We start from the raw sequence: 16454 nt of genomic DNA on the forward strand, positions 1-16454 counted from the left end.
TAAAACAAGGTGGAATGGTATCATTCTGCGATAGTGATAAAGACACGCAAGCGAGACAATAAACCAGACCAATAACAGGGAGCCATAACCACGCCATCAATGACACACCGCACTGTGACTAAACGCCCCCTGCACGAAAAGCGAAACTAAACGCTTACACCACTCTCAGACTCCGGTACGCCCGCCGTACCGGAGTCATCCTGTGATAGTGATAGAAAAGATTAAGCCAAACGCCACCAAAGACTTATCACAGAGAACTGTAGCAACAATATCAACCGCCAAACAGTGCTACCAGGGTAGCAAGCAGCCGTGAATACAATCCTTTTAATTTAACAAAGTAGTGAGAGGTCGCCGCATACCAAACAATTTGCCGCAACCATTCTGTGACCTTTGCCGTATAACTTATATCTAAGATTTCTGGAAAACGTATGACGCAAAATAACTCAAAAGTACCGGCACATCGCTTATCGCGCTTTGGTAATTTAGCTTCTCTTGCCGGTCGGGTTGCTGGGGGCATGTTGGCAGAAGGCGCGAGGCAGTTGGCTAAGGGGCAGTTGCCAGCAAAAAAAGATTTATTACTGACACCAGCCAATATACAGCGAGTGGCAGATCAGTTAGCACATTTACGTGGTGCTGCAATGAAAATTGGTCAGCTGTTATCAATGGATGCTGGCGAACTTCTACCACCGGCGTTGGCTGAAATTCTTGCCAGGTTACGAGCCAATGCTAATCCAATGCCAGCAAAACAACTGGCTCAAGTGTTACAGCGGGAGTGGGGCGATAACTGGCAGCGTCATTTTGTTGATTTTACCTTTGTTCCTATGGCTGCCGCGTCGATCGGTCAGGTACATCAGGCTTACCATGATAATGGCAAACGTTTAGCGGTGAAAATTCAGTATCCTGGGGTTAGGCAGAGTATTGATAGCGATGTGGATAATGTCGCAGCACTATTGCGGATCAGTGGCTTATTACCGAAAGAGGTTAATTATCAGGGGTTATTAGAAGAGGCGAAAATACAACTAAAACATGAAGCTGACTATTTACTGGAAGCGCGTCATTTAAATCAGTACCGACAGTATTTGATACACGATACTGATTATCGTTTACCTGAAGTACTTACCGAACTCACGACCCAAAATATCCTGGTGATGAGTTATGTTGAAGGCAGTCATATTGAATCCCTTGTTCATGCCAGTCAGGCTGAGCGTGATCGGGTGATGACTTTGTTATTTAGTTTATTCTTTCGGGAATTATTCGAATACCGACTGGTACAAACCGACCCGAACTTTGCAAATTATTTATATGATCACACCCGCCAGCAACTCGTGTTATTAGACTTTGGCGCTTGTCGGGAATATCCTGCAAGCTTTAGTCAGGGTTACCAGCAGCTTTTTAATGCTGCATTACATGATAATCAGGCATCTATGGTGCAAGCGCTGACACAAATTGGCTTTTTTAGCCAGCAGATATTACCTGAACAGAAGCAAGCTGTACTTAACCTGGTGAAATTAGCCTGCGAGCCATTAAAACATGCGGGTGCTTTTGATTTTGGTGTCAGCGATCTGGCAATACGACTACGAGAAGCAGGAACAGCGTTAAGTATGCAACAAAATTATTGGCATACCCCACCGGCCGATGCCATTTTTTTGCACCGAAAAATCGCCGGTTTATATTTGCTCGCCGCACGCTTAAAAGCCAGAGTAAACGTCTGTATATTGCTAACTCCCTACTTAGATTCCCCGACATTATCATCGGTTGCTGACGCGCAGCTATAAGTGAATTGCCATGGTATCTGTTGCTCGGAAAATTCCCGGGTGGTACCAAGAACGAGCAGTGCAAGTGCTGCGTGGTCATGCTGATTAGCCTGACCGCGCATCTTTAACCTGCGCCTCGAATCTAAATGATAAAAACGGAACGCGACGTTAGTAATACCATCAATATGGTGCAAATCCTGAGCTAATTGACGCTCGGCCAGTGACAAATCATTTGGATGGCGTTTCTAACGCACCAGATGCCACTGAGTTTGGCGGCCAGCCAAATAGATCACCTGCTTACCATCAAAGTAAGCACTTTGTTCCAGCATAATTTGGGCAAGCTGGTTTCGCCATTCCGGAATAGCCTGTTTGATATTACCTTCGATAGCATAAGCGGTATTGGCATACAACGGCCAATCACCCTGGACGGGAGTGGTGCCCTGATTATCCCACATGCCGATGGTTGGCCCCGGCGCATGCCCGAAAAAACCCAGCGGATGAGAATAGGTGCTGCTTAGAATACCTGCCGCCTTTGCTTTTTGCTGGGTCGCTTTCAGGATTTCATTGCCGGTGCGCCCGGCGACAAATTGCCTGGTTAGGATATCCTGCCACTGATTGCCAGTAGCCAGCGCTGCTTTTAAACCTTCAGGCACATCCTGTTCATCTGCTTTGAGGACATACGCCATCTCTTGAGTATCGGTGCACAGTTTTAAATAACAAATACCAACGTCAGTATGCAAAATGTCTCCGCGCCGGATAACGCCACTCTGGCCACAAAATGCGGTATCCTGCTCGCAAGTTAAACCTGGTCGTTGCAGGGTAACGTAAGGCATAAACCACACGGGCAACTGCAGCTGGCTAAAGCGCTCCCGTAAATACCAGGCGACGTCTTCAGTGGTGGTAACACCCGGCGTAATGACTTTGCTGCTGAACGCTTCCGCTATCGCGCTTCTGGCCAGACTGACAATGTGTGGATAAATGGCCAACTCAGTGGTGGTTCTTTGTTCGAGCCACCGTACAACAAGCTGTTCTGCCGATACTAAACGATTATGAAAGGGTTGTGGTAACACCGACTTTAACCGACTGTGTAAGGCTGATGTTAAACCGTCTGCAACTGGCCACTCGTCAGAAACATTAATACCAATTCGCTGTGGATCTTTGGCGATTATTAACTCCGCGAGTGCCTGCCATTGTTGCTCCAGACTGCCGCCCTGCCAGGCTGCGGTAAAGGGCGCTCCCAACGGATAGCGGTTTACGGTAAGTTTTTCTACGCTACCATCGGCCAGCCGGTGAAAGATCAACATAGTGGTGCGGCGTGCGGCGAAAGTAGGTTGGGGCACCAACGTAAAGTAAATTGGGTCTTCGGCTTTTTCGCGATTAATCACCAGCCACATATCAAGCTGCTGCTCGGCCATTAGTTTTGGCAATAGCGTATCCAGCCGCTCGAGTAGCAATTGGTTCTCTGGTGCAACGCGCTCGCGTGGTGACAGGATGGCAAAATCATTGACGCTGCTCATCTGCCTGCCTTGAGCAAAACTGGAGTTGGCTTGAGTAGTACTGACAACAAGATTCAGCAGCACTGCGCTGCATGTTAATAAGACTAGTGATTTCATTGGTTAATTACCTTGGTTATTGTAGTAAGAATTCAAGCCTACACACCGCTTTTTATTGGTTAATATGAACGGTATCTGCCATGTCAATACGGGTAAAAGGTTTAGCAGATGTAAAGAAAAAAGTAAACCAATTAGCAGCTTAGCGTAAGCGCTGTCAGAAATCATTAATCTGACTGAAAAGGCGACACTTGCTTAAAACGACACTGGCTTATTTTTTCAGGCGGCTTATCATGAACGCCTCTGGACCAAAAAATACAGGAAGCATTAAAAGTGGCAGAATTAAATACGGGTTTTTACGGTGTGCTGGCTGCGGTTGCAATTGGCGCACTGTTGCTGGGTTATTTATTGGCCAGTGTGCGGTTAAAACAGCAACTAAGTGCTGTTATCACCGAGTCAGGCGAGCGGCAACAGCAGTTAACAACCTGTCAGCAACAGTTGGGGCAGTTACAGCAACAGTATCAATTGGAACAGGAAAAATTACAGCAATTGCGTTTGGTAGAAATCAAGCTCAGCGAGCAGCAGCGTTACAGTGATGCGACCAGTCAACGCTTGCAGCAGCAGTTAACGCAAACGTTAGAGGAATTAAAACAAGCTCAGCTTGAATATCATAACCTGACTAACCGTTACACCCGGCTAAAAACGGAGCTGGATGAGCGTGATGCCAGTCACCAGCGCGAGCTGGTGAACTTTGAAAAGCAAAAACAAAGCTTAGTTGAACAGTTTAAAGCGCTATCCAACGAGATCCTGGACGCGAAAGCACAAAGCTTGCAAGAGAGCAGCAAAACCAGTTTGAACGCGATGTTAAGTCCGTTTCAGCAATCCATCGATGCGTTTAAGAAGGAAGTTCAGGATATTCACCACCGTGAAACGACCGCTCAAGGGGAGTTGAAGAAGGAACTGCAATCGCTAAAAGAGCTGAATCAGCAAATTACCCAGGAGGCACATCAATTATCGACCGCGCTGCGTGGTCAGAAAAAGCTGCAAGGTAACTGGGGTGAATTGGTGCTGGAAAATGTCTTGGATCGCTCAGGTTTACAGCTGGGTAAAGACTACCAACGCGAAGTAAGTTTTAATACTGACGAGGGTAAATTCCGCCCGGATGCAATTGTGTATCTGCCACAGAACAAGCATCTGGTTATCGATGCTAAAGTTTCCCTTAATGCCTACACCCGTTATGTTAATGCTGAGCATGAAGCCGAACGTGCTCAGGCACTAAAAGAGCATGTGCAGGCGATAGCAGGCCGGATCAAAGAGCTTTCAGCCAAAGACTATTTTCGTCTGCCAGGTTTAAACTCGCCAGATATGGTCTTTATGTTTATCCCAATCGAATCGGCCTTTGTTGAGGCACTAAAAGCAGATGAAAACCTGTTTCAACAAGCGATCGAAAATAACATTCTGGTTGCCACGCCAACCACCTTATTAACCAGCCTGAATATTGTGCGCCAGCTGTGGCGCTATGAAGATCAAAATAAACATACTGCGGCGCTGGCGGATAAAGCAGAGGCGGTATTTAAGAAATTAAACAGTTTTCTGGGCAGCTTCGAGAAGATAAAACGGGGCTTAGATACGGCCGGAGCCGCCTATATCGCGGCGGAAAATCAGCTCGTCAGTGGTAGGGGCAATTTGGTGAAACAAGTCTCTGATTTTAAAAATCTGGCGCCCGCGATTAAAGCAGAGTTACCACAGTACTTTGTCGAAAAGGCCGAATTGGAAATTGATTTTATTGCCAATGAGTCTGAACAGACACCAACACAGCCATCGGAATTCTCTGATGATTAACAAGATCAGGGTAAGGCAGTGAGTTGATGAGTGGACAGGCCTGGAAAGGGTTTGGCTTTGCTGTCAGACAGTAACAGTTGCTGGGCAATGCGAATATCGGCGGTGTAATACAGCGACGCAAAGCCCAGCCGGTTGCGGCCAAGATTGTGGAATACCATACCAAAGGCAATATCACCGGCACTAAATTGTTGATGGTTAGCGGCGAAGTAGGTTGCTGGTTTATTTAACTCTGCATCAAGCAACAGCGATCTGACGCGTCCGGGCCCGCCATGGTAAGCCTGGATCAATAATAAGCGATACAGCTGCTCTTGTTTATCCTCCGGCAGATGTCCAAAGGTTGCGGCGAAAACCGGTTGCAACATCCGATGATTGCGTTCGAATAACCAAAGCGCGCAGTCTACCTGCGCAATGCGATGTAATTGTTTATTGGCAGGGACACCACAATCTTTTAGCGCAGTGGGCGTAAGCTGTAAAATACCGCGTGCGTTGGCTTTGGATTTCGCCTCACGCACTCCGCCACTTTCAATAATTAACATACCCGCTAAATCCGGTAGTAAATTTGCCGGCAGTGTAATGCGCTTTTGTTGTACCCGACGCTTATATACGGTTTGTAGTACGTCGTGTAATGAGGCTTGTTTTTTAGGTGTACCAACAGAAATACCATTCCAGTTGCCAGATAAACGGCCATCGGGATGCTCACCCAAGTAGCGGGCTATAGCTCGTGGTAAATCGACATAAGGCTGGTGACAACGGATAGCAAACGGATAACCAACGGAGTTACTGCTGCCGGCAACCCAGGTTGGTACTAAACCTTGCTGAGCTAATTCCTTACGGCTTTGATTAATTTTTACCTGGGTTTGCTGCGAATTAGCCGCGTCGTCTACATACCTCAGCAGGTTACCCCGCATATCAAACAACAAGTGGCGATTAAGGTCGCTGCAATAACCAGAGCGGGTCAGAATAGCGCGCCGCACACTCATCATATTGTCATAAACACCGCGGCTGTCGTCGAAGGCTTTGGTGCGAACCACTTCGGTCCAGCTGGAAAACGGAGCAACAGCGCTTTGCGATAGCACTGCGGGTGAGAAAACTGAGCAAACCAAGCTAGCCAAGGCCAGGCGACGGCTGCTGTTACGTTTGAAAAACGTCATCTTTGCTCCGGAATAACAAAACTGAAATAGCGCAGAACACATGGCCTGAATCATATTACTGAACCGCCCCTGAATACAATATGCCAGACACTAATCTGTTGGGCGTTTCGCGCGTATAAACTGCAGTAATAGACAGGAAGGATTAGTCATGAAAATTGCTATTTCGATACTAGTCAGCATGTTGTTGATTGGTTGCTCAACATTCGGGCATTCGGAAGTAGAAATTGCGCCTTACACAGTACTTAAAACTGACGAGCAACAGGCAATAGAGGTGCGACGCTATGAACCTATGGTGCTAGTGTCTACCAGTATGGCCGGTGATGGCAGAAATAGTGCTTTTCGCAAATTATTTCGTTACATCTCCGGCGAAAACGAGGGGGCGGCTGATATTGCTATGACAGCTCCGGTGTTAATGACAGGGCAGCCTGCCACTGCGGGTACTAAGATCGCGATGACGGCACCGGTGTTTATGTCAGGTAACAGCCAGCAAGCCCGGATGGCCTTTGTAATGCCAAAACATTTTACGCTCGACAGCACGCCCAAGCCGACTAACCCGGATCTGAAGGTAGAGGAAGTGCGCGACTATACCGTCGCTGCTATTCGCTTTAACGGCACCTTATCACGACGCAATGTTCAGCGTTACAGCGAGCAATTACAGGCCTGGATTGCCAGCAATGGCTACAGTGCGGTCAGCGAGCCGGTTGAGGCCGGATATAACGGCCCTTTAACGCTGCCGATGCTTAGGCGGAATGAAATTTTGATCGAGGTTCGTAATACAATAGACTGACATTAGAAAAGTAATTGCTGCTGGAAAATTGCCGCTGCTTTGTGTAATGTCGGACCAGTTGCTAATGCCAGGTTATTCATCTTCTAATGCAGTTACATATTCTTCAAGGCTATATTCAGCATATTTATCTGGTGCAGCATGACAACAGCTTGTTACTGCTCGATGGTTGCAGCCGCGCCGATATCACTACCGTAAGTGATTATATTCAGCAGCAATTAGGCTTGCCGCTGGAGGCGTTAAAGCTGATTATTGTGACCCATATGCATCCTGATCATGCTGGCGGTGCACATAAACTCAGGCGTTTAACCGGCGCCCGGATTGCCAGCCATCCCAAAGCGCGGCGTTGGTATAGTGGTCTGTTGGGCCGCACTGCGCATCTGATTGATGTTAGTCTGACCTGGTGGGTAGCCACCAGGCTGGGTAAGCCAAAACGGCATATTTGGTATAACCCGCTGTTAAAGCCAGACTTGTTATTACTGGACGGGCAGCAGGTACCAGGCTTTGCTGAGTGGCAAGTGCTGTTCACCCCGGGCCATACTGATCATGATTTGTCGTTGCTGCATCTGCCAACCAGGCAGTTGTATATCGCGGACCTAATCGTATCGGTTAAAAAACGGCTGGTACCGCCATATCCGGTGTGTCATCCGAACCAATATAAGCAATCATTGCAGCGGGTGCAGGAGCTTGCACCTAGTCAGATCTATTTTGCCCATCTGCCTGCACGTGCAGCTGAGAGTATCGACTTTGCAGCGATACTGGCGCAGGCACCAACCTTACCAAAAAATCATTGGCACTCGATGAAAAACCGCATCTTGCACACTCTAGGCCGACAAAACCGGTCGCATTAAGCCAGATTGTTGTCACTAGCTGCGATGATAACGCTGTTCTGAAACAAACTTTGACTTATTGGTTTTTGCGCAATAATTTGTGCATTAGCAACTAATGCGCAAAAATTAATGCAAAAAATAAAGATTCTGAGTGCGCAACACCAGTTTGCGGTGTCATTGGGGAAGTTAGTTAAGCATCAGCGAGCTCAAAGTATGGCGCAGGGTGAACTTGCTATGCGCACTGGCCTTAGCCGCAATACCATTTCGGCGATTGAAAACGGTAAATCCGTTAGCACCGAGGCATTATTTGCTGTGTTAGCGCACCTTAATTTGCTGCATCTGTTGGCAGAGCCGGTTAGTACAGAGTTGGCTTTGCTCGATAACCGGCAGCAACGCAAAGCCCGTAAGCCTAAAGCGGAGTTTTCGAATGACTTTTGAGCAAGCCTATGTTTTTTATCGGATGAGGCGATTCCTGCAGAGGCAAAAAAGGCGTTTGAACATGGTCCCAGTATGGGCGGTGCCAGACCTAAAACACTGATCACAGAGGGAGCTATTACCTATCTGGCAAAATTTAATCGCCCAGATGATCTCTTTAATCAGGTGAAAGTTGAGCACGCCAGTATGCGGATGCTGGCCGAGTTACCGGTGCATGTTGCCAATACCCGCGTTGTGTCAGCTGCTGACGAAGATGTATTGCTGGTAGAACGTTTCGACTGTGATGACCAGCGGCCTACCCATCACTTTATCAGTGCCAATTCGCTAATCAATATTACCGCGGTTAATCCAGACCAGTTAAACCCCAACTACAGTTATGGCTTTTTGGCGGAGTTTTTGGCCAAACATTCTGCTGCGGCAACCGATGCGCAAGCGTTATATCAGCGCATGGTGTTTAATGTTCTGCTCGGCAATACCGATGATCACAGCCGTAATCATGCGCTACTCTACAGTTTTAACCAACGAACCTGGTGTTTGGCACCGGCTTATGATGTCTTACCCATTAATAACTCCCGCCAGCATGGACTTGGTATTGGCGCCTCGGGCCGGTTCGGTAGTGTAGAAAACTTACTCAGCCATGCCAGCCGTTTTGGTTTAAAAACGGTAAAAGCCAGAAAACTGATATCGCAGGTGCAGGATTTAGTAAGTGAGTGGCCTCGCTATTTTGCCAGACTGGGCGTGGGAGAGGGTGATATCGAACGTTTACACGGAATTATTCCGCGTATTGATTAAGACTTTGCTGTGGTAAATGCAAAGTAAGATCGCGTCTTTGGTACGGCAAGCATACCGGAGACGGGCGCATTGTTTGTAGCCGGCTTAGTGGGTTGCGGGAGCCCTGCTGTTTATGAAGAGCGAACCGACGACCTTCGGGTTCCCGAAGTCTTAAAACAAAAAAACCGACGTTAATAGTCGGCTTAGTTGGTTGCGGGAGCCGGATTTGAACCGACGACCTTCGGGTTATGAGCCCGACGAGCTACCAGGCTGCTCCATCCCGCGTCCGTGTTATTACAACTGAGCAGTGGTTGTAATAAGTTGTCTGCAATGTTTGGTTGTTTTACACAATCAATTTGGTTGCGGGAGCCGGATTTGAACCGACGACCTTCGGGTTATGAGCCCGACGAGCTACCAGGCTGCTCCATCCCGCGTCCGTCATTGCGGGGCGCATCTTAGAGCTTTCGCTTTACATACGCAAGCGTTAATTTCGCTTATTTGGTTCGGTTGCCTATTTGCTAAGCAAAGCGGCGGTTTGTTGCTGCTATTGCTCCCTAAATGCTTACCAAGCTGCGCTGAAATAACCTTGGCCGCAACTCTGAGAAAGTGCGGCGCCGGGCTTGTCGATTCTGCTATACTAGCGGCCATTTTATTTTAAGGTTTGCTGCAATGCTGGAATTTTGGGCTTTAACGTCTAAGGGCGTGGAAGAGCTGTTAGCGGATGAGATCCGCAGTTATCAGGGTGAAGTGTTAAAGGTCTCAATGGGCGTAGTGCGCTTTAAGGCCGATATTAAAACGGCTTACACCCTATGTTTATGGTCACGTCTGGCAACAAGGATCCTGCGCTTAATTCAGTCGGAGCCGGTTACTGCCGAGTCGGATCTGTATCAGATCGCAAGTAATATCGACTGGGGCCAGTTAATGTCAGTGCGGCAAACCTTAGCCGTCGACTGTGTTGGCAAGCATCCAAAAATTGATAATACCCAATATGGCGGCATGCGCTTAAAAGACGCCATTGTCGATCAGTTTCGCGAAGAAACCGGCGATCGGCCGGATGTGGACCGCTTAAACCCCGATGTGCGGTTTCAGGTCCGTTTGGATAAACAGCATTTTCATTTCCTGCTGGATTTCTCCGGCCCGTCGTTACATCAGCGCGGTTACCGTACCGGGCAGGGCGAGGCACCGTTAAAAGAGCATTTAGCGGCAGCCTTGTTAAAGCGCTCTGGCTGGACTGTCGGTACCCCTTTGTACGATCCGTTCTGCGGTAGCGGCACTATTTTAATTGAAGCGGCGCAAATCAGCTTGAATCAGGCGCCGGGACTGGCACGGGAAAGCTTCGCCTTTGAGCGGGCACCGGGTTTTCGGGCCGCGGTATGGCAGCAATTAAAAGCTGATGCTAAAGCGCAGGCCTTGCCCGCGGGCGACACTATCCAGTTTTGGGGCACTGATACTGACGAACGAAGCCTGAGTAAAGCGCGGCAAAATGCTGCCCGTGCCGGCGTGGCTAATTTGATCAAATTTGATTATGCCGATGCCACTGCGTTAAAAGGCGCCGTGACGGATACCCCGGGTGTGATAGTGACTAACCCGCCTTATGGCGAGCGCTTGGGCGACCTGCCGGCACTGATCCCGCTTTACAGTAATTTCTCGCTGGCGCTAAAAACCCACTACCAGGGCTGGCGCCTGGCAATTATCACGTCGAACAGCGACTTACTGCGTGCACTGCGCTTATCTAAAGCCAAGAGCTACAAATTTAGTAACGGCCCGCTGGACTGTGAATTTACGCTGTTTGACCTCACAGAAAAGCAGGTGCAGGTAAGCTCGAGCGCACCAGCGCTGTTTTTTAGTGAGAGCAGCGCCTTTGGTAACCGGCTGGCGAAAAACTTAAAAGCGATACAAAAATGGGCCAAACGCGAAGGCTTAAGCTGCTACCGCTTATATGATGCCGATATTCCGGAATATAACGTCGCGGTAGATTGGTATGACGGCGAGGTGGTCGTGCATGAATATGCCGCGCCCGGCACCGTCGATGAGCAAATTGCCCAGAAGCGCTTGTTCGATGTGGTTAATCAGGTACCAACGGTGCTGGGGATTAGCCCGGATAAGATGATCCTGAAGGTGCGGGAAAAGCAAAAGGGCACTAACCAGTATCAGGCACTGGCTAAAGCAGGCCAGTATAAAGAAGTATCAGAGTATGGCGCTAAGTTCTGGGTTAACCTGCGCGATTATTTGGATACCGGGTTATTTTTAGATCACCGTATTACCCGCCGCATGCTGCAGCAACAAGCGCAGGGTAAACGGGTATTAAACCTGTTTGCCTACACCGGCAGTGCTTCGGTGCATGCGGCTATTGGCGGTGCGACCAGTGTGACTACCGTTGATATGTCCAATACCTATCTGGATTGGGCTAAACGCAACTTTATGCTGAACGGCCTTAACGGTAAACAATACCAGTTTGAACAGGCAGATTGCTTACAGTGGCTCGCCCGCAGCCGGAATTTATTTGATTTGATCTTTGTCGATCCGCCAACCTTTTCCAACTCGAAACGGATGGAAGATAGCTGGGATGTACAGCGCGACCATGTCAAATTACTGAATATGTTGATTAGCAAGATGGCACCGGGCGCTAAGGTGATTTTCTCCAATAATAAGCGGCGCTTTAAGCTCGATTACGCGGCGCTGGAGGAAGCTGGCTGGCAGGTGAAAGATATCTCGGCTGCGACCTTACCGGAAGATTTTAAGCGCAACCCGCATATTCATGTTTGTTTTGAGCTAACCCGGCCATGAGTGATTTAACTCTATACAGCACCTGGGGCTGCCATCTGTGTGAACAGGCCGAAGCCCTGGTGCAGCAAGCTGGCCTGGCCGAGAAACTGCAGGTACGGGATATTGTCGATGATGAGGCGTTATTTGCCCGTTTTCGGGTACATATTCCGGTACTGGCAGCCAGTGATGCCCTGGGGCAGGAACAATTATTGTATTGGCCTTTTGATCACAGTGCGCTAGCCAGCTGGCTAGCCGCTTTGGATCTGACAACAACCGATTAAAGCAGGATAGGGTAACGTGGAGTTATTACGTTTTCAGCAGGCTTGCCTGGCCTTTGGTACCCATCCGGTACTGGATAAGGTGGATTTTAGTTTATTTACCGGTGAGCGGGTGTGTCTGGTTGGCCGTAATGGCGCCGGCAAGTCGACCTTTTTAAAATTGTTGACCGGTCAGCAAAATTTAGATGATGGTCAAATTGTGATGACTAACGGCGTGGTGCTAAGCCGCTTAGAGCAAGACCCGCCAGCCAAAATGGACGTGAAAATTGCCGACTTTATCCGTGAAGGTGCCGGTGATTTAGCCGAAAAACTGCAGCAGTTTTATACCTTATCTGAGAACCTGGACGGTGCCGGCGATGCGGAGTACCGGTTATTTGAGCGCTTGCAAAGTGAGCTCGACGCCCGCGATGGCTGGGGCTTAGAAGCGCGGGTTGACATGCTGTGTCAGCAGTTTAATATGGACGGTAATGCCAGTTTAGCCACCTTATCTGGCGGCTGGTTACGCAAAGCCGCGCTGGCACGGGCGTTAATTGCCAAACCCGATATTCTGCTACTGGACGAGCCGACCAACCACTTGGATGTGGCTGCAATTCAATGGCTGGAGGGCTTTTTAAAGAGCTTTGCCGGCGCCATTATCTTTATCTCGCACGACCGCGCCTTTATCCGTGCTTTAGCCACCCGGATTATCGATCTTGACCGTGGCTTATTGACCTCGCATCCGGGGAACTATCAGGAATATCTGGATCGCAAACAAAAAATGCTGGAAGACGAACAGCAAGCTAATGCGCTGTTCGATAAAAAACTGGCTGAAGAAGAAGTCTGGATCCGCCAGGGCATTAAAGCCCGCCGCACCCGGAACGAAGGCCGGGTGAGAGCATTAAAAGCGCTGCGCCGTGAACGAGCGGCGCGGGTAGAGCAGTTAGGCAAGGTCGATTTTGCGATTGAGCAAGCGGCGCGCTCCGGCAAGCTGGTGTTTGAAACCAAACAGCTAAGCCATGCCTTTAATGGGGTGCCGGTTATTCGTGATTTGGACTTGCTGGTGATGCGTGGGGATCGTGTGGCCTTAGTGGGCCCCAATGGTGTCGGTAAATCCACGCTGATTAAGCTGTTATTAGGCGATTATCAGCAGGACAGTGGCGAGATTAAACGTGGCACTAATCTGGAAGTCGCGTACTTTGATCAGCACCGTATGGCGCTCGACTTAGATGCGACGGTGCAGGATAACGTCGCCGACGGTAAGCAGGAGATTAACTTAAATGGTCAAAGCCGCCATGTGTTAAGTTATCTGCAAGACTTTTTATTTCCACCGCTGCGGGCCCGCACGCCAGTGCGCGCCTTATCCGGTGGAGAGAAAAACCGCTTATTACTGGCCAAGCTCTTTGCTAAACCCTCTAATTTGCTGATCCTCGACGAACCGACCAACGATCTGGATGTGGAAACCCTGGAGCTTTTAGAAGATATTCTGGAACAGTATCAGGGCACCGTCTTGCTGGTCAGCCACGACCGTGAGTTTGTTAACAATACCGTGACCAGCTCACTGCTGTTTGCTGGCCAGGGCCGGATTATTGAAATTGCCGGCGGTTATGACGATGTGCTGGACTGGCAAGCGAAGCAGGGCGCTGATCTCACCGCCAAAAAAGCCGAGCCGGTAGCCGAAGTTAAAACTAATGCGCAGGAAAAACCGGCGCAGGCTTCTGTTAACAGCGCTAAGAAGTTATCATACAAAGAGAAACGTGAATTAGAGCAGCTGCCGGCGCTGATTGAAAGCCTGGATCAGCAGCTTAGCGCCTTACAGACTGAAGTGAATGATGCCGACTTTTTTAAGAACAGCGCAGACTACACCCAGCAAAGGTTGAACCTAATGCAAGAAACCGAGTCGAAGCTGGCGCAGGCGTATCAGCGCTGGGAAGAATTAGAAGCCGCAATATCGTAAATTTTTAGGGGCCCGTTAATGAAATTATCACCGATCAGCTTAGCAGTATTGCCGTTGCTGACCATGTTCTCGGCGCAAGCCGCGGTGTATCAGATTGTTGAATTAGATACCAATAATAAAGTCCGTGCCACCAGCGGCGCTGCTGCAACCTTACAGGGCGCCGTTGTGACCAATGGCAGCACTTTTCTGGATATTACATTAGATCTAGATACGCTGGATTTTGAAAGCGAAACGATCAAAAGCTTACTGACTGAAGAGCAGTTGGAAAATGCAAAAAATGGCAATATTGATGCGGCGGTGACCAATATTTTAGTCAGTTATTTGGCGAACAATCCGTCAGTACGTAATCAGCCAATTGGTGTTAGCCGGATCTTTAATCAGTCACAAAATGGCTTGGTGGCTCCACTGGTAGTACGTGATCTTAATGGTAGCCGCACTAACACTGAATTTGCTTATGCAGTGAATAATAGTGGCCAGATTGCCGCTATAGCGACCGCACCGGCCGCCAAACTGAATTTTACGCCGGTGCCAGAGCCCGTCGAAGAAGATGATGAAGAAGAAGCAGAAGAGCCTGAAATTCCGGTTATTCCACAGCCTTATACAGCTTGGGTACCAGAGCCGGGCTATATGCTGGGGTATGTATTAGATGGCGCGAATCGCATTGTATTACCGCCGGCCTATACTGATTTAGGCGGCGGTATGTCTGCGGCGCAGGATATCAATAATAACGGCCAGGTAGTGGGTTTTACCTCGGCCGGAGTTACCGATGCCATTAAAACATCAATTAATGGCATCTGTACTGGTAATTCGCAGCCATTGCAATATTGTCAAAACCTCGCGATGTCTAGTCGTGGTATTAGTCTGAGCACCTTAATTGGCCAAATTCGGCTGTATCAAACGGTCGATTCGCTGCCACAAGGCTATGATGAGCGTGGCGCACTCTGGCAGCTAAATACGGATGGTTCAGCGAGCTTAGTCAAAACTTACGGTTTCCTTGGTGACAAGGCCACCGGACAACTGGCGCCAAACTCTGAGGAGTATCCAACTCCTACCTACTACAGCCGTGCAAATGCAATAAATGATGCCGGAATTGCGGTAGGGCACTCTTTGTATTCCGATAAGGATCGCATAGTAAGTTTCTTCGATAACTTTGGTTTTGAGTACCGGCGTATTTATACTGCGCCACATGCCACTGTTTATCAGGGGGATGACGTAAAACCGATAGTCGATCCCGCGGAATGGTTAGCCAGCGTCGCAGTTGATATTAATAATCAGGACTTAGTCGCAGGTTATGCATACAAAAATATTAACAGTGCAGTGCGGGCAAAACTTTTTACCTATGATTTGGCTGCTAATGAACTGACGTTTGTTGATGGCTTCTTTAATAGCTCGGGTACAGAGCCAAGAGCGATGAATAATCAAGGACAAATTGTTGGTCGAGCGGAAGTGATTATCGGTGGTACTGTTGACCGCCGTTTACATGGGTTTCTGTATGATTCACAAAGCGGCACCTTTAGTGATCTGAATGATTTAGTCGCTTGTGATGCGCCTTACACCTTGGTTGATGCGACAGCGATTAATGATAATGGTGAGATTATGGCGACCGCTTTGGTACGCCGGCCACTGTTAGATGCAACGGGTCAACAACAAACAGCTGAAGACGGTTCTGTAGTGCTGCAAGAACAAGCCACAGCGGTGAAATTAAGACCCATCGCTAATGGCCAGCCTGCCAATTGTGATGGCGAAGATACCCGCTATGAGCGCAAAAGTGGTAGCTTTCAGCCCGTTTGGTTGCTGTTACTTGCCATGTTCCCATTATTCCGTCGGCGCTTTGCTAAAGGATAAACACTCGCCCTTTGGTTGATGACCGTCAAAACCCCACCGCGTTATCCCGGTGGGTTTTTTGTTTGCCGTAATCAATATTCGATTCCTTATAGCATTTTCGTCTAAAACGGCATATCACTAATTCTTAATAGATCTCATGCGCTTAGGGAAAGTCAAGACTTTTATTCGTTAGATCAACATTGAACCTTTGCTAAGCCTTGGCTATCTATTAACTGTAACATTGTTGTGCTAAGCGCAGCCTTGTTATTGTTAAAAACACAAAGTTGAGGAAGACTGCCGTATGAAAAGACAAAAACGTGATCGTCTGGAACGTGCTCATGCTCAAGGTTACCGTGCTGGTGTGACTGGCCGCTCAAAAGAAATTTGCCCTTATCAGAGTTTAGATGCCCGCTCAGAATGGCTAGGAGGTTGGCGGGAAGCGATGGCAGACAGGAATGTCGGATTATTTAACAAAGGTGCCTGATTACGGCCTGTAACGCAAAAGCCCCGTTAACTAGCCTGTCTCTTGATCACAA

The 16454-nt window shown here is 48.6% G+C and carries 13 protein-coding genes and 2 tRNA genes; 11 read left to right on the forward strand and 4 right to left on the reverse strand.

All coding sequences use genetic code 11. The features are described 5' to 3' along the window. Window positions 1-428: 428 nt before the first annotated feature. Window positions 429-1775 carry an AarF/ABC1/UbiB kinase family protein gene (locus tag AAY72_RS00555; RefSeq protein WP_057785160.1) on the forward strand — a complete coding sequence of 449 codons (1347 nt, stop codon included), beginning with the start codon at window positions 429-431 and terminating at the stop codon, window positions 1773-1775. A 224-nt stretch (window positions 1776-1999) separates the two neighbouring features. Here AAY72_RS00555 and AAY72_RS00560 read toward each other — a convergent pair whose 3' ends face one another. Then, complete coding sequence (locus AAY72_RS00560; RefSeq protein ID WP_057785161.1) at window positions 2000-3367, reverse strand: M24 family metallopeptidase; 1368 nt, start codon at window positions 3365-3367, stop codon at window positions 2000-2002. Between the two features lie 270 nt (window positions 3368-3637). Between AAY72_RS00560 and AAY72_RS00565 the strand changes: the two genes are divergently transcribed. After that, window positions 3638-5146, forward strand: coding sequence for a DNA recombination protein RmuC (locus AAY72_RS00565; RefSeq protein ID WP_057785162.1), 1509 nt, complete (start codon window positions 3638-3640; stop codon window positions 5144-5146). A 5-nt stretch (window positions 5147-5151) separates the two neighbouring features. Here AAY72_RS00565 and AAY72_RS00570 read toward each other — a convergent pair whose 3' ends face one another. Next, window positions 5152-6297, reverse strand: coding sequence for a transglycosylase SLT domain-containing protein (locus tag AAY72_RS00570; protein WP_057785163.1), 1146 nt, complete (start codon window positions 6295-6297; stop codon window positions 5152-5154). Window positions 6298-6445: 148 nt separating this feature from the next. Here AAY72_RS00570 and AAY72_RS00575 point away from each other — a divergent pair, with 148 nt between their 5' ends. From AAY72_RS00575 to AAY72_RS00590, 4 genes are all read left to right on the forward strand, one after another. Continuing rightward, window positions 6446-7084 (forward strand): heme-binding protein, encoded by a 639-nt coding sequence (locus tag AAY72_RS00575; RefSeq protein ID WP_057785164.1) that lies wholly within the window; start codon window positions 6446-6448, stop codon window positions 7082-7084. 86 nt (window positions 7085-7170) lie between these two features. Next, window positions 7171-7932: an MBL fold metallo-hydrolase gene (locus tag AAY72_RS00580; protein WP_008983470.1), complete on the forward strand. Its 762-nt coding sequence runs from the start codon at window positions 7171-7173 to the stop codon at window positions 7930-7932. 108 nt (window positions 7933-8040) lie between these two features. Beyond that, window positions 8041-8349: a helix-turn-helix domain-containing protein gene (locus AAY72_RS00585; RefSeq protein WP_057785165.1), complete on the forward strand. Its 309-nt coding sequence runs from the start codon at window positions 8041-8043 to the stop codon at window positions 8347-8349. 72 nt (window positions 8350-8421) lie between these two features. Beyond that, window positions 8422-9138 carry a type II toxin-antitoxin system HipA family toxin gene (locus AAY72_RS00590; protein ID WP_057785166.1) on the forward strand — a complete coding sequence of 239 codons (717 nt, stop codon included), beginning with the start codon at window positions 8422-8424 and terminating at the stop codon, window positions 9136-9138. Window positions 9139-9325: 187 nt separating this feature from the next. Here the strand turns inward: AAY72_RS00590 and AAY72_RS00595 are convergent. Further along, window positions 9326-9402 (reverse strand) — tRNA-Met (locus tag AAY72_RS00595). Between the two features lie 72 nt (window positions 9403-9474). Further along, window positions 9475-9551, reverse strand: a tRNA-Met gene (locus tag AAY72_RS00600). Window positions 9552-9786: 235 nt separating this feature from the next. Between AAY72_RS00600 and rlmKL the strand changes: the two genes are divergently transcribed. The 5 genes from rlmKL to rmf all read left to right on the forward strand — a co-directional run bounded on the left by rlmKL (window position 9787) and on the right by rmf (window position 16402). Beyond that, on the forward strand, window positions 9787-11904 hold the full coding sequence (gene rlmKL, locus AAY72_RS00605) for a bifunctional 23S rRNA (guanine(2069)-N(7))-methyltransferase RlmK/23S rRNA (guanine(2445)-N(2))-methyltransferase RlmL (RefSeq protein ID WP_057785167.1): 2118 nt from the start codon (window positions 9787-9789) through the stop codon (window positions 11902-11904). Beyond that, entirely contained in the window at window positions 11901-12164 is a 264-nt protein-coding gene (locus tag AAY72_RS00610; protein ID WP_057785168.1) for a glutaredoxin family protein, read from the forward strand. Before rlmKL ends, AAY72_RS00610 begins: the two co-directional genes overlap by 4 nt. 16 nt (window positions 12165-12180) lie before the next feature. Beyond that, on the forward strand, window positions 12181-14094 hold the full coding sequence (locus AAY72_RS00615; protein ID WP_057785169.1) for an ATP-binding cassette domain-containing protein: 1914 nt from the start codon (window positions 12181-12183) through the stop codon (window positions 14092-14094). Between the two features lie 18 nt (window positions 14095-14112). Continuing rightward, window positions 14113-15939: a DUF3466 family protein gene (locus AAY72_RS00620; protein WP_057785170.1), complete on the forward strand. Its 1827-nt coding sequence runs from the start codon at window positions 14113-14115 to the stop codon at window positions 15937-15939. A 280-nt stretch (window positions 15940-16219) separates the two neighbouring features. Then, window positions 16220-16402: a ribosome modulation factor gene (rmf, locus tag AAY72_RS00625; RefSeq protein ID WP_008949194.1), complete on the forward strand. Its 183-nt coding sequence runs from the start codon at window positions 16220-16222 to the stop codon at window positions 16400-16402. Window positions 16403-16454 lie beyond the last annotated feature (52 nt).

This window comes from Alishewanella sp. WH16-1 (assembly GCF_001441695.1).
Taxonomy (GTDB): Bacteria; Pseudomonadota; Gammaproteobacteria; order Enterobacterales; family Alteromonadaceae; genus Alishewanella; species Alishewanella agri.